Annotated in this window: 18 protein-coding genes; 6 read left to right on the top strand and 12 right to left on the bottom strand. The window is 57.2% G+C overall.

What is annotated here, in order from left to right:
* Window positions 1-6: 6 nt before the first annotated feature.
* Window positions 7-807, bottom strand: a complete 801-nt coding sequence (locus tag KI379_RS23320; protein ID WP_076172864.1) for a zinc ribbon domain-containing protein — start codon at window positions 805-807, stop codon at window positions 7-9.
* 303 nt (window positions 808-1,110) lie between these two features.
* Here KI379_RS23320 and KI379_RS23315 point away from each other — a divergent pair, with 303 nt between their 5' ends.
* The 3 genes from KI379_RS23315 (at window position 1,111) to KI379_RS23305 (ending at window position 4,726) form a co-directional block, all read left to right on the top strand.
* The gene (locus tag KI379_RS23315) at window positions 1,111-3,237 is read left to right on the top strand and encodes an ATP-dependent helicase (RefSeq protein ID WP_212985030.1); all 2,127 of its coding nucleotides are present in this window, start codon (window positions 1,111-1,113) and stop codon (window positions 3,235-3,237) included.
* Between the two features lie 134 nt (window positions 3,238-3,371).
* Window positions 3,372-3,740, top strand: coding sequence for a hypothetical protein (locus tag KI379_RS23310; RefSeq protein WP_212985029.1), 369 nt, complete (start codon window positions 3,372-3,374; stop codon window positions 3,738-3,740).
* Window positions 3,741-3,985: 245 nt separating this feature from the next.
* Complete coding sequence (locus KI379_RS23305) at window positions 3,986-4,726, top strand: GTP pyrophosphokinase (protein ID WP_076172861.1); 741 nt, start codon at window positions 3,986-3,988, stop codon at window positions 4,724-4,726.
* A 146-nt stretch (window positions 4,727-4,872) separates the two neighbouring features.
* On the opposite strand, the gene KI379_RS23300 is transcribed toward KI379_RS23305, so the two are convergent.
* From KI379_RS23300 to KI379_RS23270, 7 genes are all read right to left on the bottom strand, one after another.
* Complete coding sequence (locus KI379_RS23300; protein ID WP_212985028.1) at window positions 4,873-5,715, bottom strand: M15 family metallopeptidase; 843 nt, start codon at window positions 5,713-5,715, stop codon at window positions 4,873-4,875.
* Window positions 5,712-6,494 carry a hypothetical protein gene (locus tag KI379_RS23295; protein WP_212985027.1) on the bottom strand — a complete coding sequence of 261 codons (783 nt, stop codon included), beginning with the start codon at window positions 6,492-6,494 and terminating at the stop codon, window positions 5,712-5,714. Before KI379_RS23295 ends, KI379_RS23300 begins: the two co-directional genes overlap by 4 nt.
* Before the next feature lie 101 nt (window positions 6,495-6,595).
* Window positions 6,596-9,688: a DEAD/DEAH box helicase gene (locus KI379_RS23290; RefSeq protein WP_212985026.1), complete on the bottom strand. Its 3,093-nt coding sequence runs from the start codon at window positions 9,686-9,688 to the stop codon at window positions 6,596-6,598.
* A 375-nt stretch (window positions 9,689-10,063) separates the two neighbouring features.
* Window positions 10,064-12,514 carry a glycoside hydrolase family 31 protein gene (locus tag KI379_RS23285; RefSeq protein ID WP_212985025.1) on the bottom strand — a complete coding sequence of 817 codons (2,451 nt, stop codon included), beginning with the start codon at window positions 12,512-12,514 and terminating at the stop codon, window positions 10,064-10,066.
* Window positions 12,515-12,601: 87 nt separating this feature from the next.
* Window positions 12,602-13,888: an ABC transporter substrate-binding protein gene (locus tag KI379_RS23280; protein ID WP_076172856.1), complete on the bottom strand. Its 1,287-nt coding sequence runs from the start codon at window positions 13,886-13,888 to the stop codon at window positions 12,602-12,604.
* Window positions 13,889-14,059: 171 nt separating this feature from the next.
* A complete protein-coding gene (locus KI379_RS23275) occupies window positions 14,060-14,896 on the bottom strand; it encodes a carbohydrate ABC transporter permease (RefSeq protein ID WP_076172855.1) in 837 nt (278 codons plus the stop codon).
* Window positions 14,896-15,777, bottom strand: a complete 882-nt coding sequence (locus KI379_RS23270) for a carbohydrate ABC transporter permease (protein ID WP_076172854.1) — start codon at window positions 15,775-15,777, stop codon at window positions 14,896-14,898. The genes KI379_RS23275 and KI379_RS23270 overlap by 1 nt, the downstream gene beginning before the upstream one ends.
* Before the next feature lie 140 nt (window positions 15,778-15,917).
* Here KI379_RS23270 and KI379_RS23265 point away from each other — a divergent pair, with 140 nt between their 5' ends.
* Both KI379_RS23265 and KI379_RS23260 read left to right on the top strand, forming a co-directional pair.
* Window positions 15,918-17,798 (top strand): cache domain-containing sensor histidine kinase, encoded by a 1,881-nt coding sequence (locus KI379_RS23265; protein ID WP_212985024.1) that lies wholly within the window; start codon window positions 15,918-15,920, stop codon window positions 17,796-17,798.
* A 5-nt stretch (window positions 17,799-17,803) separates the two neighbouring features.
* Entirely contained in the window at window positions 17,804-19,432 is a 1,629-nt protein-coding gene (locus KI379_RS23260) for a response regulator (protein WP_212985023.1), read from the top strand.
* Between the two features lie 12 nt (window positions 19,433-19,444).
* Here KI379_RS23260 and KI379_RS23255 read toward each other — a convergent pair whose 3' ends face one another.
* From KI379_RS23255 to KI379_RS23245, 3 genes are all read right to left on the bottom strand, one after another.
* A complete protein-coding gene (locus tag KI379_RS23255; RefSeq protein ID WP_212985022.1) occupies window positions 19,445-20,716 on the bottom strand; it encodes an ABC transporter substrate-binding protein in 1,272 nt (423 codons plus the stop codon).
* A 57-nt stretch (window positions 20,717-20,773) separates the two neighbouring features.
* A complete protein-coding gene (locus KI379_RS23250; protein ID WP_212985161.1) occupies window positions 20,774-21,577 on the bottom strand; it encodes a carbohydrate ABC transporter permease in 804 nt (267 codons plus the stop codon).
* 92 nt (window positions 21,578-21,669) lie between these two features.
* Entirely contained in the window at window positions 21,670-22,551 is an 882-nt protein-coding gene (locus KI379_RS23245; RefSeq protein WP_163880472.1) for a carbohydrate ABC transporter permease, read from the bottom strand.
* A 161-nt stretch (window positions 22,552-22,712) separates the two neighbouring features.
* Between KI379_RS23245 and KI379_RS23240 the strand changes: the two genes are divergently transcribed.
* Window positions 22,713-23,474, top strand: a complete 762-nt coding sequence (locus KI379_RS23240) for a tryptophan-rich sensory protein (protein WP_076172849.1) — start codon at window positions 22,713-22,715, stop codon at window positions 23,472-23,474.
* Between the two features lie 218 nt (window positions 23,475-23,692).
* Here the strand turns inward: KI379_RS23240 and KI379_RS23235 are convergent, their stop codons facing one another.
* A complete protein-coding gene (locus KI379_RS23235; protein WP_076172848.1) occupies window positions 23,693-24,073 on the bottom strand; it encodes a RidA family protein in 381 nt (126 codons plus the stop codon).
* Between the last annotated feature and the right edge of the window lie 6 nt (window positions 24,074-24,079).

The raw sequence follows: 24,079 nt of genomic DNA, 5'->3' as shown, positions 1-24,079 counted from the left end.
GTACACCTAAATCTGTTCCGCACCGCATCTCGGGCACCACTTCGAGCCCTTAGGCAGGTCTGCACGGCAAATCTGGCATTTGACCGTATCGCGCGGACCTTCTTCACGCGCCCCCGTATCGTCATCTCCGCTGTTTTCCTTCCAATAGCGGATGCGGCGGTCCAGCTCCAGCTGGCGTTCCCGCTCGCGTTCGAGCTCCTCGGCCTGGCGCCGCTCCCGCTCCGCTTCCGGATCATTTTCGTCGGTAAGGTCAAGATCATCCCACGCTTCCCTCATCGGAAACTCATAGTCATAATCCTGTTCCACCGCGGCTGCGGCTTCCTGCTGGCCGGAATATTCCCGCTCCTCCGGTTCTTCCCGGTAGGTTGGCTCATCTTGGGCCTTGCTCCCGAAAATCGCTTCTTCATCAAAAGCAAAACCGACCGGTTTGGCGGGCTCGCTCGGCTTCACCCCATCATCCGCCAGCTTTCTTCCGCAGGACGGACAAAAGTTGGCATCCAGCGTGGCGACGTATCCGCATTTGCACAGCCGCTCGTTTTTCAGCTCGGCAATCCGGGTACGCAGCTCATCAATTTCTTCCTGAAGCAGGTCGCAGGATTTGCATAGGTCGACCATTTCCTTCTCGGCCTTGCTCATATCGCCAATGCGGTAGCCTTCGTAGAACACTTTTCCCATCTCTCTGTAGTGAATGCCCATTTCCCGTTCGATGTCGGCAATCTGGCTGTTCAGCTTGCTGACCTCCAGCGTTCCCTGAGCTTTTTCCGTTGCGCGGTTAGCCCCTTCTTTGAGGCGCTGAATAATGTTCATGAGTTCTCTCCTCCAGTTTCCATGTCATCCCATTTATTCATTCCAAATGATCATTTACAATAGTAATCTGTGCCCTTGAGCCCATGTCATCTGCCCAGGCCGCTGCCCGGGCTGCCTATTACCAAGATACCATGCCGGAGCTTTCCTGTGAAATCCGGGCCTGCCGTCAAACGGCCTTGAATCTTGGAGCTTGGAATCGAGCGGCTGAGGCGCATCCTTTCCGGATGTGCATATATCATACCAAATTTACAGTGCACTTGTGAAAAAGGCAATCCCTTACAGCCATAAAAGGAGGTCCTATCGATGGCTCAGCCCCCCATACATCTGAATGTTTCGATACATAGCGTGCCTGCGAAGGTGCCCTCTTCCTCACCGGTTCCCCAAGCACGCCCCGCGTCCCTCTCCACCAGCCGGGAGCTGGTGGGCGCAGGCGACGCGGACGCGTTTTTCTTTCGCGAACTAGAGCGGATGGGCATCCTGCTGAACGCGCCGCAGATCGATGCCGTACGCCACGGCGACGGGCCAATGCTGGCCCTGGCGGGTGCCGGCTGCGGCAAAACGACCGTTCTGGCCGCCCGGACGGCTTACCTGATCGCGGTCCGCGGCATTCCGGGTTCCCGGATTTTGCTGGTCACTTTTACGAGCAAGGCCGCCAAGGAGATCAAGGAAAGAATCGGACGCATGCCCGGCATTTCCGCAGCCGCGGCGCGTGCCGTAGAAGCGAGGACGTTCCATTCCTTCGGACTGCTGCTGCTACGCCAGCACGGATATACCGAGCAAATTTTTGGCGAATTCACGGCCCAGCACACCATCATGAAAATGATTTTGCGCCGCCTGGATCACACCGGATCCTATCAGCCCGAGACGCTGCTCGCGGCACTGTCCGCCTGGAAAATGCAGGGCATGTGGCCGGCTGACCTGCCTGAGGCAACCAAAGAAGGATCCGCCGTCAAACGCATTCTGCTCGGTTATGAAGATTGGAAGGCCCAGCGGAACCAGTGGGATTTTGACGACATCCTCCTGCATGCCCGGAAGCTGCTCGACAACCCGGCTACGCTGAAACGGCTGCAGGACCGCTTTCATTATTTGATGGTCGACGAATTTCAGGATACCAACGCGATCCAGTACGACCTGGTCCGGCGGCTGGCCGAGCCCCGGCACAATTTGGCGGTCGTCGGGGACGATGACCAGACCATTTATTCGTTTAACGGAGCCCGGCAGGAATCGATCCTTGAGTTCGACCGCGTCTATCCGGGCACCAAAATCGTGAATCTCAACATCAATTACCGGAGCGACAGCCGGATTCTCGGCTTGGGGAGCGCCCTCGTACGGCATAACCGGCAGCGCCGGCCCAAGGAGCTGCTCGCAGCAGGAGCCCGCGGCTTCAAGCCCGCGTACTTGACCCCTGCAACCCCGGATGAAGAGGCCCGCTGGGTCGTTCAGCATATCCAGGAGCATGTCGGCCGGGACGGGCTGGACTATGGCGATATCGCCATTTTGCACCGGACGTCCGACAGCAGCCGTGCCGTACTGGAGCAGCTGCTGCTGTGCGGGATTCCTTTTGTCCAGTTCGGCAGCGCACCGGTGTTCTACGACCAGACATTGATCAAACCGCTGATGGATCACCTGCGGCTGAGCCTGACGCCCCGGCGGAAGGAATCGCTGCAGAGCGTGCTGGGTCCTTTGTATGTACCGAAAGAGGACGGTATGGCTTATATCCGGCAGCAGGAGAAGCTCCAGGCCAAAAAGTACCCTCTCATCCATCTCGCCCGTTGGGAACGGCTTCAGCCTTTTCAGCAGGAGGCGGTCAAGGAGCGGATCCGGTTCATCAAGTCGCTGAAATCCCTCAAACCGGCCTATGCCATTCAGGAAATGCGCAGACAGTTCTACGACAAGTACCTTCAGGCAGGCGATCCTCTAATTTATACCCAGTATAAAGAGATGGTGAGCGATACGCTGGAGGAGTTCGAGAGCGCGGCGGGACGCTTTGATACGATTGAGGAGTTCGTGGCTTATGCGGACGAGCTGACGGCCCGCCATGAGCAGATGGAGGCGGCCCGGGAGGAACGCAGCGGCAACGCCGTTCAGCTCATGACGATCCACCGGGCCAAGGGGCTGGAGTTCCGTCAGGTGTATTGGATCGGCGCCAGCGAAGGGATTCTGCCGCACAGCTCCGCCTTGAAGAAGCAGCCTCCGGCCGATATCAAAGCCGGGCAAGCGCTGACGGACGAGCAGCAGCTGGCGGCCGCGGCGCTGGAGGAGGAACGGCGGCTCGCTTATGTCGCGGTCACGCGGGCCAAGGAGAGGCTGTATATCAGCTCGCCCGCGTACTACCACGGCAAGCCGTCGGCGCCTTCCCGCTTTTTGCATGAAGCTTTCGGCATCCTGCCCCATCAGGACTCGCCCAAGCCCGTTTCACCCAGACGCTGAGGTGTTTTCCTGATTCAAACCGGCCGGTCCCGTGTAAAAAGCAGTAAAAGCGTTCATGCCTGTCCGGAGCATCCACCGGGACTTGCCAATACACGGGATGCGCGGATGCCATGGATAAGGGAGGAATCTGCCTTATGGATACCGATAAGAAGCGTTACTATATTTCTGTGAGCCATCAGCTGATTCAAGATGTGCCCAATGACTCCGCCGAGTATGAGGTCCTGATGACCGAGACGGAAGTGTCAAAGCTGCGGGATCTGCTGGAGGATCTCACCAAGGAAGACGAGTATGCGTTCAAGCGCACCTTTGTTCCGTATAAATCGGCCGACCATGATGATGCGGCTGATGAGTATAACGATAGACTGATCGCCGTGTATGCTTATCTGCATGAGATCGGGGACGAAAAAACGCGGAGCACGATCGAGGATATGAATATTTTAGGTAAAATGCAGCATACCGATTACCACGATGAAGGGTATGAAGGATCTCCTCTGAACAAATAAAGGGATGATCCCTATATCCCTTCCCGGCCCTTGCCCCGCCTGACTTTCCGGTACCCCGGTACATGGAATTCGGGCGGATGGCAGGGGCTTTTGCGGCCTTTACAGAATTGCTGCATTGCCGTCTTGCTTTGCTTCACCCTCCTATTTTCAGGTAAAATGTATACATACATAGAATGAACTAAAGCAGCCATTTCTTTCATTCATTCTATACAGCAACCCAATTTGCAGATAGGCAGGAGATTGGCATGAACGAACAGCAGAACCAACAGCTCGTCGTAAGTCCCGTAACGTTGAAAGACCTCCATCAGCTCGATATAGATAACAACCTGCTCCGTCAATTTGAAGAGTGGAAGAAGCTTCCGATGCTGTACAAACTGGCCCTGGAGGAGCTTCAGAGCAAAATCAAGCTGATCAAGACCGAACTGAAGCTGCAGGACGGTTACAGCCCCATCGAACATATCAAGGTCCGGATCAAGGAACCTAAGAGCATCATGAACAAAATGGAGCGCAAAGGATATGAGCTGACGATGGATAATATCCTGAATCATATCCACGATATTGCCGGCATGCGGATCGTCTGCGCGTTTGTCCAGGACATTTACCGGCTGCTTGACCATTTAACCCACCGCGACGACATCCGGCTGATCGAGGTCAAGGATTATATCGCCCATCCGAAGCCGAACGGCTACCAGAGCCTGCACGTCATCGTGGCCGTGCCGCTGATTCTGATCGAAGGCACCCGCTGGATGAAGGTTGAAATCCAGATGCGGACCTTGGCCATGGATTTCTGGGCGAGCATGGAGCATATTATTTTCTACAAATATGACAAGCAGGTTCCGCCTCATGTGGTGGCCGAGCTGAAAGAAGCTTCCCTGGCCGCCGACAAGCTGGATCACCAGATGCTCCGGCTCCGCCAGGAGATTCTTGCGGAGAACGGCGATTTGATCGAGGGAGCCCTGCATGAAATGCACGAGGGAGAAAGCTAATGCCGGGTGAAATTTGAGGTTACGAATAAGACCAGCGGCCATGGATCGAGTTATATAACGATTGAATAATGAAAATAAGCCGTCCCCTAACTAGGGAGACGGCTTTTTTGGCGTAGTATAGCTAGATATAGCTAGATGGAACGCCATTACAGCTTCATGTTCGCTTCGTCAAAATAGTCCTCGAGCGCAAGCCCGCTCCGGGCGATGTCCGGTGCCAGGTCCGTTCCGATATAGCGGATGTGCCACGGCTCGTACACGTAGCCGGTCACGCTCTCCATTCCGTTGGGATACCGGACGATAAAGCCGTATTCCGCGGCATGCGCCGCAAGCCAGCGCCCTTCCTCAGACGAGCCGAATACAGCCCCCAGCACGTTGCCGACGCTGGGGCTCGAAACGTCCATCGTCAGGCCTGTCTGATGCTCGCTCGTCCCAGGGACGGCGCTGACACGAGCGGCTTCCTCCGCCCCCTTGGTGCGGACATGCTGCCCGTAAACGGCCTGCTGGCGCTCATACGAGCGGTAACCGGAGACGGCCCGAAGCTCCAGGCCAGCCTGCGACGCCCCGGCGAACAGCCTTTCGAGCGCGGCGGCGGCCTCCTTCCGCAGCTGCCGTTTCTCATGGTGCCCGTCGAACGTAAAAGGCACGTCCGGTTCCACGAGGTCGGGAGGGGCATACCCTTCCGGAAGGCTGCGCTGCTTGTTGACTACCACGGTAACCGCATCCGGATTGGTCACCACCTGCTTCCCGTTCATGGTCCGGGCCGTAGCCTGCAGCGAATTTTCGCTGCGCTTGGCCAGTACGGGATCGGCGACCCGCTCCAGGCCCGCCTGCCCTCCAGCACCCGAATCTCCGGGGGCGTGCAGGGCTTGTCCGCTCTCCCGTCCTGCCCCTTCCGACCGCTCGCAGCCGCTGAGCACGGCGGACGCCGAGAGGATCAGCGCCGCCAGAAGGCAGGCGCCCCGGCTTCCGGCCCGGGATGGCCCGGTCATGTTCTCTTCTCCGAAGCCGGCGCCGGAGCCGAGGCCTGGGCTGGGGCCAGCCCAGCGGCAGCCGGTGGTACCCGCTTCAGCTGCTCCTTGGCCCTCGCCGCAGTCTGCGACTTGATCGAGCGGATCACCTGCCGGGCTGCCGTCACCTTGGGCAGAAGGCCCGACCAATCCTCCTCCGGCATATCCTTGGCGGGCACCGCCTTCAGATGGACGGCCACCTCCCGGTACGGCGCTCCCGGTTCATGCAGCATGCCCTGCTGGGCCGCTTCTGCCAGCCATTCGCCGGGAGACGGGCCGCCTTTGCCCTTCTCCTCCAGGGAGGACAGGTCGCCGTCGGCCAGCTTGGCGTCCCCCGCGGGCAGAGAACCGGCCCAGTCGCCGAAGACCCGGCCGAGCAGCTCCTCGCGGGGAAGCCCCAGCAGTGCCAGCATGAGAAGCGGCTCATTCGCCAAGCGCTGACGGATGGCCGGCATCGACTCCGAAGCATGGGGGCATCCGTCTGCGCCGCAGCTGCAGACCGCCTCGCCCCAGGTCAGGGCGGTTTGCCCCAGCAGCTCATCCAGCCAAGGCAGCCGGCTATCCTGCAGCAGTAAATAAAGGTCGGCGGGGCAATCGGCCAGCCTCTCCACGATGGTGCCTGCGGGCACAGCCCCGTCTACCGTCACCGGAATGCCGAGGGTCCATTCCTCACGGCCTTCTGCGGTTGTCCCTTGGGCCCGGATCAATCCGGGTTCCGCTTCCACGATCAGCTCCGTTCGGTCGTTACCTTGTGCCTTCATCCCTTGTTCCCTCCTTGGAGTGCCCCCAAAAATCAGAAGCGTCGAATATCAACATGATAGCCGCAGCCTGCTTAAGGAAACCCTAAGCCGCCGGTTTACATTTACATCCAGTCTTCCCCTTGCAGCATGATCAATTCCTTCAGCTCGTGATCCGACATCTCGGTCAGCCACGTTTCTCCCGAACCGACGACCTGCTCGGAGAGCGACTTTTTATGCTCGATCAGCTCGTCGATCCGCTCCTCGAGCGTTCCTTGACAGATCAGCTTGTGAACCTGCACGTTTTTCTGCTGTCCGATCCGGAATACCCGGTCCGTCGCCTGATTCTCCACCGCCGGATTCCACCACCGGTCGTAATGCAGCACATGATTGGCCCGGGTCAGATTCAGACCGACGCCCCCCGCCTTCAGCGACAGTACGAAGAAGGACGGGCCTTCACCCTCCTGAAAGGCCATGACCATGTCGTCGCGCTCCTGTTTGGACACGCCGCCGTGAAGGAAGAAAGGCGCCCTGCCGTAACGCTCCTTCAGCCTGGACACCAGAAGATGTCCCATCGCCACGTATTGCGTGAAGATGAGCGCTGACTCCTGATTTTCCCGGATGTTGTCAAGCAGATCGAGGAGCCGCTCCATTTTCCCGGAAGACTCGGCTTTGGCGCCCCGCACGTCTTCCCTGCCGAGCAGAAGCGGCGAGTCGCAAATCTGCTTCAGCTTCGTCAGCGAGGACAGCACAAGCCCTTTCCGGGCGATTCCCGTCTGCTGTCCGATCTGGCCCATCATCTGGTCCACGACCGATTGGTACATCGCTCCCTGCACTTCGGTCAGCGTGCAGTAAGATTTGATTTCCAGCTTTTCCGGCAGATCCTTGCGGATGTCGGGATCGCTCTTCAGGCGTCTCATCATGAAGGGCGATACAAGCTTATGCAGCTCCAGCAGCTTCCCTGGCGCGACCTCCCCTGTCGTGTACCGCTGCCGGAACGATGTGGAAGAACCGAGATAACCCGGATTGAGGAATTGGAAAATCGACCACAGCTCGCCGAGGCGGTTCTCCACCGGCGTCCCGGTCATCGCGATGCGGTGAGGCGCCGACAGCTTCATGACGCTCTGCGCCTGCTTGGTCCGGTAGTTCTTAATGTACTGGGCTTCGTCCAGCACGACCGTGGACCACAGCACTGAGGCCAGGTCGGAGCCGTCCCTTCCGGCCAAATGGTAGGTGGTCAGCACGACGTCATGCCGAAGCGCCTGTTCCAGAAATTCGTCCCCGTGAAGGCGGCGGTTGCCGTGGTGAATGTACAGCTCGAGCCCGGGGGCAAAGCGCTGCATTTCGCGCTGCCAGTTGCCGAGCAGCGAGGTCGGGCACACGATCAGCACGGGAGGATTGCCCTCCTTGTGCTGCTCCAGCAGACAGGTGATCACCTGCACCGTCTTTCCGAGGCCCATGTCATCGGCCAGGCAGACGCCGAAGCCCATGTCCCGCATCGCGGCCAGCCATTGGTAGCCCCGCTCCTGATAAGGGCGGAGTACGCCGTGCAGCGAAGCGGGAACCGGGCGGACAGGCACCTTCTTCGGCCCCTCCTCGCCAAGAAGGGACTGCAGGTAGCCCATCGTCTCCAGCTCCAGCACCGGAATGCCCTTCCAGGTGCGTTCACCGTCTTCTCCTGCACTGAGATGCATCCAGTCGGACATGTTCATTTCGCCTTCGTCATGCTTCTTGATATAGCGCAGCACCTGGCGGATTTCCTTCAAATCCAGCTCGATCCATTCCCCGCGGAATTTCACGTACGGCAGGGTCGACTCGGCCAGCTCGGCCAATTCCTCCCGGGTGAGGGTGTGGCCCTCAAGGGCGGCTTCCACCCGGAAGGAGACAAGCTGCTCCAGGCCGATGACCGGATGGCCGGGCGCGCCTCCGCCTGCATTTTCCGCCAGCATCTTCAGCGACAATCCCACACGGCGGCGACCCTTCCGGCTCCACCGGGAGGGCATCTGGACCGTGATTCCGGCTTTCGTCAGCTTCGGAACCGAGAGGCGGACAAAGGCGATCATTTCCTCCGTAGTGAGTTCAAGGCTCTCCGGAGCCGGGCCCCTCAGCGCTTCGGCCAGTTCCGGGGACAGCCTCGACGCATCGCCGAGCGCACGGAGCATTTGCTCCTGCACATTCGGAAAGACGCGGCCGCGGCGGCTGATATCCCGTTCCCGATACGACCAGATGGCCCGGATGGGAATCCATGCCCCGAACTCATCCTGAAATTCAGCCCAGAACGAGACGCACCAGCGTTCCTCTTCCTCGGTATGGCAGGGCTCGAGCCGCAGTCCCAGCTGCATCCGGCCCTGTGCCGCAGCATCCCCCTTTTCCACGGCCGGGATCAAGGTCCCCCCCGTCTCACCAACCGCGGACGCCAGCTCCTCCATCTCTTCCGTGCTCCCTTGAACCGGGATCATCCGGCTGGCGGTCAGGGTACTGTTCCACCACAGCTCCGCCACCGGGGAATATCCTCTCCGGTATTCGGCATGGTAACGGGAAAATTTGCTCTCGTTCTCACGGATCACTTCCCGTACCTGTGCATGGATCATGGCGCCCATAAACGAATGCAGCAAAAATGCCCCCGCTTCCTCCTTGGTCATCGCATCCCTGCCGGATAGCACCGGTACTCCAAGCGCCACAGGCGGCATCGCCGCCGCCAGCTGCAGGAACCGCTCCGCGTCCTGCGGCTGGTTCAGGCTCGGCTTCCATTCCGCCGTCAGCGCCTGCTCACCCGATTTGCGGCGGGTGCCGTTTGTCGGCACAGGGGCCGTCCCCGGTGCGATACAGCCGCGCAGCATCAGCTCCAGGGCGAACCGGGCCGCCTGGGCCCAGTACCCCATCTCCGCCCCGGGCTCCATTCCCGCCTGCCGAATATAAGGCTCATCCCATGCGAGAAGCAGGCTGAAGGCGTCTGCGGCGCTCAGGGCAAGTCCCTCCAGCGTTCTGCCCATGAGCTGGCGCCGTTCCCCCCGGCGGCTCGTACGCTGAGCCGCATGCGCGGACGGGTACTTGAGCTCGGCAAGTCTGAGCGCAGCCTGGGCAAAAGGGCGCGTCCCGTCCGTCAGCGTCAGCTGCTTGACCACTTTGCTCCATGCATCCACTCTCGGTTCGGACATCTCTCCTGAAAAACAAAAAAACACATCGCCAAGCCATACGCCATAAAGCGGTTGATTCATGGTAGTCTCCTGTCGTATCCGTAATTACACATATACTTCCATCTTATACGAAAACGCATGAATTTAAAAACGAGATCCGGGTCTTTTTTAGGCATTTTTCACTATTTTTTTAAGCTTTTTGCCCACCATGGGGCCGCCTGCCCTCTGCCTGACCCGATCATGCAGTATCAGAATAAAAGCGTCTCATTGACGAGCATTCAACAAAGCCAGACCGCATTTAACGCCGTTTTTCTGGAAATACCAGAAAGACGACACTCGGAAAATAAAATTTTCTTAGATCTAAAAAAACTAAAAAAGCCGGAAACCGTCCCGGGAGCATGAATCTCCCTGAACCGGTTCCGGCTTGAATCCACCATGGATCTGTATATAGGCTGATCAGGCGGAGATGACAGCCCACTGTCCGCCTTCGGGCCGATCCTGGACCTGAATGATCAGATTGCCGCTCTGGCCATCGACGGCCCAGCCGAGCGCTCCCTGCTCCATCTGCTCAAGCGTCACCTGCCCGAGCCCTTCGACTTCAGCCGGGCGGAACTTCGGCCGGCGCAGCACGAAGCGGAGGCGTTCGCGATTCGCTTCATACTGCCGATGCGGGTAAGCATACGACAGGACAAGCCGGCCTTGCTCGGCCCGCACCTTCAGCTCCAGCTCACTGTAAGCTCCGACTTCGTACCCGTAGCTCACCCCGTCATCTTCATACAGGCGGTAAGAAGCCGCAAAGTCACCTTCCGCTTCCGCGCCGTACACATGGAATGTCACCGCATCATCCGCTCCGTCTTCCGCATGCTGCTTCAGCGGACCTTCCGCGATAATACTACCGGCTTTCACGTAGACCGGCAAAACGGAGAGCGGACTGTGGGCCAGGATATACCGCCCGCCTTCATGCGCTTCGCCGGTCCAGTAGTCCAGCCAAGTCCCTTCAGGCAGGTATACGGCACGATGGTCGGTATCCGGGCGATAGACCGGCGCGATCAGCACGTTGTCGCCGAGCAGGAATTGATCGCACAGATTCGTCACGTTCGGATCGTGCGGATACTCCAGAATGAGCGGGCGAATGACCGGCAGCCCGGTCACGGACGCCTCATGGAACAGGTTGTACAATTGCGGCATCCAGCGGTATCGCAGGCCGATGTACTCCCGCAGGATAGCTTCGGCCTCTTCCCCGAACGACCACGGCTCCTGCCGCACCGTTTCGAGCGCCGAGTGGTTCCGGCAGTACGGGAAGAAGACGCCCATCTGCGTCCAGCGGATCAGAAGCTCCGCGGAGGTATGGTGGGCGAAGCCGCCGATGTCCGGACCCGCGAACGCCAGGCCGGAGAGCCCCATGTTCAGCACCATCGGCATGGCCATGGCCATATGCTCCCAGAAGCTCCGGTTGTCTCCCGTCCAGACGGCCGCATACCGCTGGATGCCCGCATACCCGGCGCGGGTCAGCACAAACGGACGGCGGCGGTCCAGCTGCTCTTTCAACCCTTCAAAGGTCGATTTGGACATGAGCAATCCGTAGATGTTGTGCAGCTCCTCATGCGTCAGCGGCTTGCCGTTGTTGCGGTGCATCACGTCCAGATCCATCGTCTTCGATTCGTTGAACACCGCCGGCTCGTTCATGTCGTTCCAGATGCCCTCGATGCCGAGTTCGGTATAGAAGGCATGCTGATCCGCCCACCATTTCGCCGTGCGGTCGTCGGTGAAATCCGGGAAGGCGCTTGCCCCCGGCCATACCTCGCCGAAGAACAGATCCCCCTCCAGCTTCCTGCAGAAATGGTCCTCCCGGATCCCTTCCTGATAAATCGGGTATTTCGCATCCTTCTTGACGCCGGGATCCACAATCGGCACAATCCGGATCCCCATCTCCCGCAGCTCGCGGATCATGCCTGCCGGATCCGGAAACCGCACCGGATCGAACGTAAACACCCGGTATTCGTCCATATAATGAATATCCAAATAAATGACGTCGCACGGAATCTGCTTCGCCCGGAACGTCCGGCCGAGCTCCAGCACCTCCTGCTGGTTCATGTAGCTGTAACGGGACTGATGATACCCGATCGCCCATTTCGGCGGCAGGTTGATCCGCCCGGTCAGTGTTGTGTAACGCTTGACGACGTCCTTAAGCTCCGGCCCGTTGATGAAATAGAGATCGTAGCTGCCGGTCGTGCAGCTGACCGTAAAGGCGACGCCATGGCTGCGCATGTCGAAATCCGAGCGTCCCGGATTATCGAGGAACAGTCCGCAGCTGATGCCGCCGTGCATATGAATCAGCAGCGGAATCGATTCGTACAGCGCTTCGATTTCCGGCATATGCGGAGCGTAGACGTCGGTGTTCCAGTTCGTGTACCGCTCGCCGCGTTTATCAAGGAAGCTCGATTTTTCCCCGAGTCCGTAGAAATGGGAATCCTGCGGCATGTCGTACACACCGAAGGCCGATCCGTCCGGGCTGAAGGTGATGCTCTTCTGCTCGGCCAGCACGTTTCCTTCCCGGTCTCTTACGGTCATGGACAATCCCAGCTTGTCCAGCGTCAGTTCCAGTGACGCCGTGCGGAACCGGACGCCCCCTTCCGTCTCCTCCAGCTGTGCCTGGACCTCGCCCCCTGCCGCAGCGTCCGGATCGATGGCGACCGTAGTCGACATTTCCGGATCATTTCCGAGGAAATATTTAATGCGCAGCATGTCGTCCGTGACGAATTCCACGGCCGCTCCCCCGCGTTCCGTTCGTACCCAGTAGGTTCCTTCTCTTTTTTCCACGCCGGTATAGATACCCAGGTTCTCCCAAGCCTCCTGCACAATGACAGGTCCTTCTTTATCCGGCCGGATTGCTTCGCTGCCCTCCATATCCTGCTTCCCTCCTCTAAGATGAAGAGGCTCCCTTTCATTGGTTCAAAAGGAAGCCTCCAGGTCATTCGTATGCTGCTTAAGCTATTATTTTTTCAAATTATCCCACGTTTTTTGGAAGTCCTCGAACAGCTTGGCCTTGTCGGTCTTGCCGGCGATATACCCCTGCATGCTTGCGCCAAATTCGTTCCAGGCGCCTTCCGGGAATCTCGCGAACTGCCAGCTCAGCAGCTTGTTCTCTTTGCTGTATTTCAGCACTTCCGCGCCGAGCGCGCCCAGATCCTCCTCAGTGGCGTTAATGCTCTTGAAGGCCGGAATGAATTTGAATTCCTTGGTGATGTAGTTTTTGCCCTCGTCGGAGGTAACGAGCCAGTTCAGGAATTCCTTCGCGTCATCCTTCACCTTGGAGTTTTTGTTGATGACCCAGTTGTTCGGCACGCCGACAAGCAGCTTGTCATTCTCCTCCGCGTTGTCGTTGATCGGCATCGGCAGAATCCCGATATTCATGTTCGGCGTGATGCCGTCGATCTGCACCTGCGTCCAGTTGCCCTGCTGCGTCATAGCCGCCTGTCCGTTCGCAAACATCGTCATTTCCGTGTTGTAGTCGGTCGTCAGCGGATTTTTGTTGCTGTATTTCAGCGTCAGGTCAAACAGATTCATGAACTGGTCCATTTGCTCGTTGCCGGCAAACTTGGCCGTTCCGTTGTTGAGGCCCTCAATGTAAGCGCCCGGATCCTTCTGATGGGCAAAGGCCACGTTCAGCGAGTGCTGGCCGAGAATCCAGCCTTCTTGGTATCCGTTGACGAACGGGGTGATGCCCGCGTCTTGAAGCTTTTTGGCGGCTGCCTCAAGCTCGGTTAACGTCTTCGGAATATCGGTAATGCCCGCCTTTTTGAATAAGTCTTTATTGTAGACAAAGCCGTAGCCTTCCAGGTTCATCGGCATGCCGTACACTTTGCCGTCCTTGGAGATTTGGTCCTTGGCGACATCCACCATATCGCTGACCCATTTTTCACCCGACAGGTCTTCCAGCTTGGCCTGCCACGTATCCAGATCGGTATAACCGCCTACGTTGAAAATATCCGGTTCCTCGCCCGATGCGAATTTCGCCTTCAGCGCCGCACCGTAATCCGAACCGCCGCCTACCGTCTGAATGTCAAGCTTCACACCCGGATGGCTGGCTTCATAGTCGGCTTTCAGCTTGTTGAGCGCCTCGGCGATCTCCACCTTGAATTGGAAAATGTGAATCGTCTTGGTGCCGCCGCTGCCGCCGCTCGCGCCTTCGGCGCTTTTATCTGTTTTGGAGCCGCAGCCGGCCAGTACTACGGAAAGGGCCAGCACGGAAGCCAGCGCCATTTTGGTCCGTTTTTTCATGATCAAGAATCCTCCCTTTTGTTCTTGCATATCAAGCGGAATGCTTCATTAAAAAGACCTCTTGTTGAAATCGCTTACTCCCTCATTATAGGGAACAGCCTGCCCCCCCGGCACTTACGATATTGATCAAACAGGGGGACGGGATTGACCTGTTGTTCGCAGCTGAAGGCTTCAGCCTTTGACCGCTCCCTGCGTAATGCCTTCGACGATATATTTTTGCATAGCCAGGAAAAAGACGATGACCGGCAGAATACCCAAGACGAGCGCCGGCAGGGCCAGATCCCACTGCTTTGTGAACTGTCCGAAGAAGGCGAAGGTCGCGATCGGAATCGTCCGCAGGTCCGGGCTTTGCAGCACCAGCGACGGCAGCAGGTAATCGTTCCAGATCCAGAGCGTGTTCAGAATGATAACGGTAACGAACATCGGCTTCATCAGCGGAACGACGATCCGGAAGAACGTACCGTAAATATTCGTTCCGTCCACCGTGGCGGCTTCCTCGATTTCCAGCGGAATCGATTTGACGAAACCGTGGAACAGGAATACCGTCATCGGCACCCCGAAGCCGAGGTAACAGGCGATCAGTCCGGGAATGCTGTTCATCAGGCCCAGCGTACTTGTGACTTTGACAAGCGGAATCATGATGGATTGGAACGGGATGACCATGGCAGCCACGAAAATCATAAACAGGAAGCGGTTGAACCGCGTATTGTGACGCACCATCCGGTACGAGGCCATGGCGCTGAACAGCGCCAGCAGCACGTTGCTGACCACGGTAATGACCAGCGAGTTCCACAGCGCCGACGGGAAGTTGGTAATGTCCCAGGCCCGGCTGTAATTGTGCCACTCAAAGGTTTTCGGCCAGCTGGCGGAGTTCGTCAGCAGATCTCCGAACGTTTTCACCGAGTTAACGAACAGAAAGTAGAACGGAACCAGGAAGAGCAGCGCAACCAGCACCATAATGATTTCGGTGACGAGCGTCCCCCAGCGGTATTGTTTGGATGCTTCCATTACGATTCGACCTCCTTGCTTTTCGTGATTTTAACCTGAAGGCTGGTAATGATGGCAACCACGACGAAGAAGATGATCGCTTTGGCGGTTCCAAGCCCGTAACGGTTGTTCTGGAATGCTTCATTATAAATGTTCAGCGCCACCGATTCCGTCGAGCGGAACGGCCCGCCCTTCGTCAGCGACAGGTTCAGGTCAAACATCTTGAACGACCAGGAAATGGCCAGGAACAGACAGACCGTAACGGCAGGCATCACCAGCGGCACGATGACCGATTTCAGAATTTGCAGCTTGCTGGCCCCGTCGATCTCGGCCGCTTCTAGAATATCTTTAGGGATATTATTGATCGAAGAAATGTAAATGACCATCAGGTAGCCCGCAGTTTGCCAGACGAACACGATAACGATACCCCAGAAGGCGGTCGTTTCGTCCCCCAGCCAAGGCAGGTTGAAGAAGTGCCAGCCGGTAGCGCTGCCGAGCGCCGAGAAACCCTTTACAAAGATAAACTGCCAAATAAAACCAAGCAGCAGTCCGCCGATGACGTTCGGCATAAAGAAAATCGTCCGCAGCACATTGCGCGACTTCAATGGCTTGGTCAGGAAATAGGCAAGGAAAAATCCGAGCACATTGGTTACAATAATGCCGATGACCGTGAACCTTACCGTAAACCAGAAAGCCTTCCCAAAATCGGGATCATTGGTTATGATTTGTTTGAAATTGTCGAATCCGACCCAGGTGACGTCGCCGGATACCCCGTTCCAGTCGGTAAAGGAATAATATAAGCCCAGCAGGAACGGAACGACAATGATGATGAGAAAAAAAATCGTGGATGGCCCCACGAATATCAGCTGCTGGAGCAGCCCGGATGACTTTTGGCGATTCATCCTGATCTCCCCTTTACGATTCGTATATGACTATTTCAGTATGAGGGAAGCGGTTCTTCAATAACACGGAGGATCGTGAACCGTTAGGGGGAAAATATTGATATGACATACCTCACGCACCCCGAAAGAGTGGTGTTTCCATGAAATTCCGCAGCATCCGTTCGCGGCTGATTCTGTTTATGCTGCTGGCAACGACCGTCCCGCTGCTGCTCTCCATCACGATCACATACATCCATACCAAGGAGACGATCAAAGAGCAGGCGCTCGAAGAAAACCGGAACCTGATCTACCAGGGCAAGGTCAATTTGACCAACTATCTGAACAGCATCAACCAGGCTTCGCTCACCCTGTACACGGACGCCAACTTCCTGCGCAACCTGCGGAAAATCCCGGACGATTACCGGGCGGTGGCCGAGGTGTACACGTCCTTGCAAAATATTTTGAATACGGTGCACGGCATCGAGCGGATTTACCTGCATGCCACCCAGTCCGGACAGTCCACCTTGGTCACCCCAGCGATTTACCCGAAGCGGGAGTACCGGACCGAGCCCTACATTTCGACCCAAGGGTATGAAAAATATACGACGGCCATCGAGCCGACCCATAAAAGCCATGACTATGGTTTTCCCCCGTCGCCAACCTCCTACTCGGACAAAATGGTCTTCACCTTCCACCGGTCCATCACCAATGTGCCGTCGGAGAAGGTGCTGGCCCTGCTGGCGATCGACGTCAGCCTGGATTCGGTGGCGGATATTACCGAGCAGCTGTTCAACAAGGACAAGGAGCAGCTGCTGGTCGTCGACCAGGGCGGTACCGTCGTCTATTCCGGGCGGGACAGCCAGCTCGGCACCCAGATCACGGACAAAGAACTGCTGGCGCGGATCAAGGGAACGCAGACCGAGGGCTTTTTCGAAAGCGGCGGGGCTATGAACGTCTTCGAGAAGATGCAGACGCCTTATACCGAATGGACGATGATTAAAAGAATTCCGAACAGCACGCTGTATGAGCGCGCGCGACAGCTGACCCAGATCAACGCCGCCATTGCGGTCATCGCCCTGGGAATCATCATCTTTGGCACGCTGTTCATTTCGATCCGGATCACCGAGCCGATCAAGAAGCTGACCAGCTACATGAACCGGATTCAATCCGGTCAGCTCGACGTCGACATATCCTGGAACCGGCAGGACGAGACGGGCATCATGTTCACCCGCTTCAGGCAAATGATGGATACGATCAACAACCTGATCCTGCGGGAATACCGGCTGGAGCTGGCGAACAAGACCAATCAGCTCAAAGCGCTGCAGGCCCAGATCAATCCCCATTTTCTGTACAACACCCTGCAGTCGATCGGAACGCTGGCGCTGCAAAATAACGTTCCGCGGATTTATGCCCTGCTCTCTTCCCTGGCCAAAATTATGCGCTACAGCATGCGCAATAACGATGTGCTGGTGACGCTGAAGGACGAGGCCGATCACGTCCGGCTCTATCTGGAGCTGCAGAAGGAACGCTTCGGAGACCAGCTCGTCTACACGCTGGACCTGGCGCCGGATACGCTGGATAAGCCCATGCCGAAAATGATTCTTCAGCCGCTGATCGAAAATTACTTCAAGCACGGTATGGATCACGAGGGCCGTCAGGGCATGGTTCGCATCGAAAGCCATATGCGGGAAGACGGCGTGCTGCAGATCGTCATTGAAAATAACGGCAGCCGGATCGAACCGGAGAAGCTTGCCATGCTGAAGGAACAGCTGGCTGGCCGGAGAAATGGCGAACTGGAGGACGAATGGGCAGGCGATAACGGAGAAATCGGCGTGCGCAACGTCCTGCTTCGTCTGCAGCTGTATACGCCGCATGACGTCGGCATGCGGATCGAAAACATTGAGCCGTATGGAGTCCGTATTTCCTTGGAAATCGATACTGAAGATATGCAAGATATGCAAGATATGCACGCAGGAGAAAATAAAACGGCCGAAGCCCGCACAGGGGCCGGGCCGGGGGAAGTTCATACAGAGGAGAATTGACAGCCATGAAAGTGTTAATTGTAGACGATGAGAAGCATGTCCGGGAGGCTATCAAGCTGCTCGGGGAATGGGAGCGCCATGGCATTACGGACATTCTGGAAGCGGCCGACGGGAAGTCAGCGACAGAGATGATCGAGGAGCATGCTCCCCAGATCGTGATGACGGATATGCGCATGCCGCGCATGGACGGCACGCAGCTGATGGAATGGCTGAGCGGAAGCCATTCCGGGATAAAGACGATCGTCATCAGCGGTTATGACGATTTCGATCTGGTCCGCCATGCCATTCGCCACGGCGGGATGGACTACATCCTGAAGCCGGTGGACCCCGCCGCCTTGAACGAGGCGCTCGCCAAAGCCGCGGCGGCCTGCCGGGAGGAGGAGCTGAAGCGGCGGCAGAGCAGCCGCCAGAGCATCGAGATGAACCGGATGCGGCCGCACTATGCCGACAAGCTGCTGTCCGACCTGATCGGCGGGCACGGGCGCCGGGAGGAGATCCTTCAGCAGCTGCGGGAGGAATACGGCCTGCCAGAGCAAATCGACCGCTGCGCCGCGGCGGTCATCAGCACGGCGCAGCTGGACGACGAGCTGCTGGAGAAGTTTGCCCGTATGAAGCAGCTGCTCTATTTTACGCTGACGAATATCGGCAACGAGCTGCTGTCGGCCAAACGAAAAGGGTTCGCCTTCCATCATCTGGCGAACCCCGAAGAAATCGTGCTGCTCCTATGGGATGACTCCATGCCGCTGTCTTCCCTGCTGGAGGACATTCACCGCGGCATCGACGCCACCCTGCACCGCAGCGTGCATATCGGCGCCGGGTCCTTCCAGCCGTTCCCGGAGGGCCTCGCCCGCTCCTATCAGGAGGCGCACCGGGCGCTCTGGCAGCGCAGCCTGCAGGACCCCGCCGCCTGGCTCCATACGCTGAGCGTCGCCGGCCCGTCAGCTCCCCGGCCCTTGCGCCTGAGCGCGCATGAGGAGCAGTTCCGCCTGGCAGCGCTCAGCGGCAGCCGCGAGCAAATCAGCGCCGCCGTGGACGGCTGGATGCAGGCCGTCCGCCAGCTCGATCGGGTGACGCCCGAGCAGCTGGTGCAGTGGAACGCGGAGTGGGACTGGATGCTGAAGCAGTGGATGGATCAGGGCGCCGAAGCAGCGGCGCCAAGTCCCGACAAGGACGCCCTGCTGGAGCTGCCCCGCTCCCTTCCGCTCGACAAGCATGGGCGGCTGTCCTATGACCTGTGGACTTCCCAATACGAAGGGCGGCTGACCGCAGCCAGCCGCATTTTGACACAGAAGCACTCGCGGGAGAATCATATCATCCACGACATTGCCGCATACCTGGAAAGCCATTATGCCGAGGATATTTCCCTGCAGGAAATGGCTGCGCGCTTTTTTCTCAGCCGGGAATACATCTCCAGACGCTTCAAGCAGGAATTCCATGTGAACCTCTCCGACTTTCTCGCCCGGATCCGGATTGAGAAGGCCAAGCTGCTTCTGCACAATCCGCAGCTGCGCATCTCCCAGATTGCCGAAATGGTCGGTTATCAGGACGAGAAATATTTCAGCAAGGTGTTCAAGAAGCAGGAAGGCCGGACGCCCAACGAGTTCCGGAAGGACCTCGCGGCTCAGACGCACTGAGCCCGGCGGTCGTTAGCGGACGCTCAAGTTGTCCCAGTTCTGCTGAAACTGCTCAAACATTTCCTGCTTCGTGATTTTGCCGCCGATGTATCCCTGCATGGCCGCGGCGAATTCGGGCTGCATGCCGAACGGGAACCGGAACCAGTTCCAGGTCAGCGTCTTGCCCTCGTCGGTGTATTTCTGCACTTCCATGCCCAGCTGTCCCAGGTCTTCGTCCGTACCTTTAATGGACTTGAAGGCCGGAATGAATTTGAACTCCTTCGTAATGTACTTCTTCCCGGTATCAGAGGTCACCAGCCAGTTCAGAAACTCCTTGGCCTCCTCCTTGACCGGTGAATCCTTATAGATGACCCAGTTGTTCGGCACGCCGACGTACAGCTTGTCCCCCAGCTGCGGATCGTCATTGATCGGCATCGGCAGGATGCCCAGGTTCAGCTTCGGATTAATGCCGTCAATCTGCACCTGGGTCCAGTTCCCCTGCTGCATCATGGCGGCTTCCCCGCTGGCAAACATCGTGACCTGGGTGTTGTAGTCCGTCGTAAGCGGGCTTGGATTGCCATATTTCAGCGTCAGGTCGAACAGGTTCGACCACTGCTTCACGACTTCGTTGTCCGCGAACGTTTCCGTCTTGTCATTCAGATGCTGGATAAAAGCGCCAGGGTCCTTCTGATCGGCAAAAGCCACGTTGATGTTATGGTTGCCGAGCACGAAGTTTTCCTGATACCCGTTGGCAAACGGAGTAATTCCAGCGGCCTTCAGCTTCTTGCACGCCTCTTCAAGCTCGCTGAGCGTGGTCGGACGCTGTGTGATGCCCGCCTTCTTGAACAAATCCTTGTTATAAATGAAGCCGTACCCTTCCAGGTTCATCGGCTGCCCGTACAGCTTGCCGTCCTTGGTCATCGGCTCTTTGGCGATGTCCTTCACGTCCTTGACCCAAGGCTGATCGGACAAGTCCTCCAAATATTCCTGCCACATGTCCATTTCGGCATAACCGCCGATATTGAAAATGTCCGGCTCTTTCGAAGCTGCAAATTTGGACCGGAGCGAGGCGCCGTAGTCGCTGCCCCCGCCGACGGTCTGTATATCCAGCTTGATTCCCGGATGGGACTGTTCATACTCCGCTTTTAGTTTATTTAATGCATCCGCAATTTCCACCTTGAACTGAAAAATATGAATGGTCTTGACCCCGCCGCTGCCACTTCCGCTGCCGCATCCGACCAGCAGGGCGAACGAGGCCAGCAGCACGCCAAGGCGGGCTCCAACGGCATAGGCCTTTTTCTTCATGCCGCATAACCTCCTTTATGGAATTTACTTGAGCTGCCGGGACGGACTGGGCTGGGTTCAACCCTTCACCGATCCCTGGGCGATGCCTTCGATAATGTACTTCTGCATGGCCAGGAAGAAGATCACGATCGGCGTTATGCCGAGCACCAGCGCCGGCAGGGCCAGATCCCACTGCTTCGTAAACTGGCCGAAAAACGCATAGGTCGCGATCGGGATCGTCTGCCGCGACGGGCTCTGCAGAATGAGCGACGGCATCAGGTAATCGTTCCAGATCCACAGCGCGTTCAGGATGATGACGGTGACGATGATCGGCTGCATCAAGGGCAGAACGACGCGGAAGAAGATACCGTACGTGGAGCAGCCATCAACGCGGCCCGCCTCCTCGATCTCCCGCGGCACCGATTTGACAAATCCGTGGAACAGAAATACGGACAGCGGCGCGCCAAATCCGAGGTAGCAGATGATCAGCCCGGTTCTCGTGTCCATCAAACCGAGCGTACTGACCACCTTAACGAGCGGGATCATGATCGATTGGAACGGAATGACCATCGCGGCTACAAACGCAGCGAACAGCAGCCGGTTGAACACCGTGTCCCTGCGCACCATCCGGTACGCCGCCATCGAGCTGATCAAAGCCAGCACCACGTTGCTGATAACCGCGATCAGCAGGGAATTGCCGAACACTTTCGGGAAGGCGGTAATTTTCCACGCCTGTGCATAGTTGTTCCATAGAAAGGCATGCGGCCAGCCCGCGGAGTTGGTCAGAATATCGCCGAAGGACTTGACCGAGTTGACGAGCAGAAAATAGAACGGCACCAGGAACACCAGGGCCAGCAGAATCATCAGCAGCTCAAGGATCATCCGTTTGGCGCGATACCCGCGGCTTGTGCTTGTGCTTGCGCCGGCTCTTGGGCTTGGGCCTCGGTTTGTGCCTGTGTTCGTGCTTGTGTGCATCATACTTCCACCTCCTTGCGCTTCGTGGCGCGCACTTGAAGGATCGAAATCAAGGCCACGACGATAAAGAAGATAATCGCCTTCGCCGAACCCATACCGAAGCGGCTGATGTTAAACGCCTCATTGTAAATGTTCAGCGCGACGGATTCGGTTGACTTGAACGGACCGCCCTTGGTGAGCGACAGATTCAAATCAAAGAGCTTGAACGACCAGGAAATGGCGAGGAACAGACAGACCGTCACGGCCGGCATGACCAGCGGAACGGTGATTTTCCGGAGAACCTGTCCCCTGGATGCACCATCGATTTGAGCGGCCTCAATGAGGCTTTTCGGCACATTGTTCAGCGAGGAAATGTAGATGACCATCAAATAGCCGGCGTTCTGCCAGACAAAGACGATGACGACCGCCCAGAAGGCCGTCGCCTCGGTGCCGAGCCAGGGCAGCTTGAAGAAGGAGAGCCCGGTGGCCGCACCGACGGAAGAAAACCCTTTCACGAAGATGAACTGCCAGATAAATCCGAGCAGCAGACCCCCGATAACATGAGGTACAAAAAATACGGTCCGCAGCGCATTTCGCGTCCGCAGCGACCGCGTCAGCACATAGGCGAGAATAAAACCGAGCACATTGGTTAGGATGACTCCAAGTACGGTAAATTTGACGGTAAACCAGAACGAATTCAGAAACGCCGGGTCTTCCGTGAAGATGTGGATATAATTGCGGAATCCGACCCAGCCCGCATGCCTCGACACCCCGTTCCAGTCGGTAAACGAATAATACAGTCCTAAAAGAAAGGGAACGACAACAATGACGAGGAAGCACAGGGCCGACGGTCCGACAAAAATGAGCTGCTGCAGCAGCTGAGACGATTTTTTCGAGTTCATGCCCTCACTCCTTACACTTTCATGGTTTTTCATTTAATTACCTATATCGACAAGGATTGAATCTGCATCATTTTGTTCTTTTTGGGACAAATTCGGGTATATTTGTAGGGGAAAGGCCGCTTTGCGGCAAGCCGTAGACATCACTTCAGGAGGCTGGTACGATGCTTAGAAGCAATCCGTATAAATGGTGGAACTGGCTCGCGTTCGTCGCCGCGATGGTGGTCAACGCGCTGGCCAATACTGCTGTGCTCGGGGGAAAAACGACAGGGGAAATATCGGACCAATACCCAACCATGATCACGCCCGAAGGGTATGCTTTTACCATTTGGTCCTTAATTTATGTACTGCTGCTTGGCTTTCTTCTCTATCAGAGCGGACGGGTCACCGAAACCCGGGATTCGGTCCGGTCCATCGGTCCGTGGTTTATCATCTCCTGCGTGCTGAACATCGCGTGGCTGCTCTTGTGGCAGTATGAATATATCGAGCTGTCGCTCGTCGCCATGGTACTGCTGCTGCTCTCGCTGTTTGTCATCTATCGGCGGACGCGCAGCATTTATTATCCGACATCCGGAGAGATGTGGCTGATCAAGCTTCCCTTCAGCCTGTATTTCGGCTGGCTTAGCGTAGCCGTCATTCTTAATATTGCGATCGTGCTGAAAAAGAACGGTTGGAACGGCTTCGGATTGAGCGAGCTGGTGTGGGCCGTGGTTTTCCTGCTCGCCGGTGCACTGATCGCCATTCTGGTCAGCTACCCTTATCGGGACAGCATCTATCCGCTGGTCTTCGTATGGGGCTATGTCGCCATAGCCTTGGAGCAGCAGGATCAGGTGGAGCGGGCGTTTATAGCCGCACTCATCCTGGCGATCATTCTGTTCGTCTATGCGATCTATCTTTTCTTCGCCCGGAGCCGGGATCGGGACTGAATGTAACCCCGCAAAGCGCGGCCTCAGCTTCGGCGTATATCCGGTATTTTGCGGGGAGACCCGAAAATCACCCCACAAAGTGGAGACCTCTACTCAGGCGTATATCAGATACTTTGCGGGGAGCCCCGAGATATAAACAACACAAAAAAGCCGGGCTTTGCGAACGGGGCTGCGCCCCGGGCAAAGTCCGGCTTTCTATAGGATATGTAGCTTCCGATCTATTTAACGGCGGCAATCGTCTCGATTTCCACCAAGCCGTCTTTCGGCAAGCGTGCGACCTCAACGGCACTGCGCGCAGGGTAAGGCTCGGTGAAGAAGGAGCTGTAAATCTCGTTGACCGCGGCAAAATCGTTCATGTCTTTCAGGAACACGGTCGTCTTGACCACTTGATCCAGGCTGCTCCCTGCTGCTTCAAGAATCGCCTTCACGTTGTTCAGAGCCAGGCGGGCCTGCTCCTGAACGCCGCTGCCGAACTCACCGGTCGCCGGGTCGAGCCCCAATTGTCCCGATGTGAAAATAAAGTCGCCGACCTGAACGGCCTGGCTGTAAGGTCCGATCGCTCCTGGCGCGGACTCGGTCGAAATCACCTTTTTACTCATGGAAGT

Origin of the sequence: Paenibacillus cineris (assembly GCF_018333335.1) — a bacterium.
GTDB classification, from domain to species: Bacteria; Bacillota; Bacilli; order Paenibacillales; family Paenibacillaceae; genus Paenibacillus_AQ; species Paenibacillus_AQ favisporus.
This window is presented reverse-complemented; position numbering and strand designations above follow the sequence as displayed.

Excerpts from the sequence above, each read along its gene's own strand:
- KI379_RS23300 (WP_212985028.1), bottom strand. The coding sequence starts at position 5,715 with ATGACCGGGCCATCCCGGGCCGGAAGCCGGGGCGCCTGCCTTCTGGCG.
- KI379_RS23310 (WP_212985029.1), top strand. The coding sequence starts at position 3,372 with ATGGATACCGATAAGAAGCGTTACTATATTTCTGTGAGCCATCAGCTG.
- KI379_RS23265 (WP_212985024.1), top strand. The coding sequence starts at position 15,918 with ATGAAATTCCGCAGCATCCGTTCGCGGCTGATTCTGTTTATGCTGCTG.
- KI379_RS23275 (WP_076172855.1), bottom strand. The coding sequence starts at position 14,896 with ATGGAAGCATCCAAACAATACCGCTGGGGGACGCTCGTCACCGAAATC.
- KI379_RS23255 (WP_212985022.1), bottom strand. The coding sequence starts at position 20,716 with ATGAAGAAAAAGGCCTATGCCGTTGGAGCCCGCCTTGGCGTGCTGCTG.
- KI379_RS23270 (WP_076172854.1), bottom strand. The coding sequence starts at position 15,777 with ATGAATCGCCAAAAGTCATCCGGGCTGCTCCAGCAGCTGATATTCGTG.
- KI379_RS23290 (WP_212985026.1), bottom strand. The coding sequence starts at position 9,688 with ATGAATCAACCGCTTTATGGCGTATGGCTTGGCGATGTGTTTTTTTGT.
- KI379_RS23250 (WP_212985161.1), bottom strand. The coding sequence starts at position 21,577 with ATGATCCTTGAGCTGCTGATGATTCTGCTGGCCCTGGTGTTCCTGGTG.
- KI379_RS23315 (WP_212985030.1), top strand. The coding sequence starts at position 1,111 with ATGGCTCAGCCCCCCATACATCTGAATGTTTCGATACATAGCGTGCCT.
- KI379_RS23285 (WP_212985025.1), bottom strand. The coding sequence starts at position 12,514 with ATGGAGGGCAGCGAAGCAATCCGGCCGGATAAAGAAGGACCTGTCATT.
- KI379_RS23245 (WP_163880472.1), bottom strand. The coding sequence starts at position 22,551 with ATGAACTCGAAAAAATCGTCTCAGCTGCTGCAGCAGCTCATTTTTGTC.
- KI379_RS23240 (WP_076172849.1), top strand. The coding sequence starts at position 22,713 with ATGCTTAGAAGCAATCCGTATAAATGGTGGAACTGGCTCGCGTTCGTC.
- KI379_RS23235 (WP_076172848.1), bottom strand. The coding sequence starts at position 24,073 with ATGAGTAAAAAGGTGATTTCGACCGAGTCCGCGCCAGGAGCGATCGGA.
- KI379_RS23295 (WP_212985027.1), bottom strand. The coding sequence starts at position 6,494 with ATGAAGGCACAAGGTAACGACCGAACGGAGCTGATCGTGGAAGCGGAA.
- KI379_RS23280 (WP_076172856.1), bottom strand. The coding sequence starts at position 13,888 with ATGAAAAAACGGACCAAAATGGCGCTGGCTTCCGTGCTGGCCCTTTCC.
- KI379_RS23320 (WP_076172864.1), bottom strand. The coding sequence starts at position 807 with ATGAACATTATTCAGCGCCTCAAAGAAGGGGCTAACCGCGCAACGGAA.
- KI379_RS23305 (WP_076172861.1), top strand. The coding sequence starts at position 3,986 with ATGAACGAACAGCAGAACCAACAGCTCGTCGTAAGTCCCGTAACGTTG.
- KI379_RS23260 (WP_212985023.1), top strand. The coding sequence starts at position 17,804 with ATGAAAGTGTTAATTGTAGACGATGAGAAGCATGTCCGGGAGGCTATC.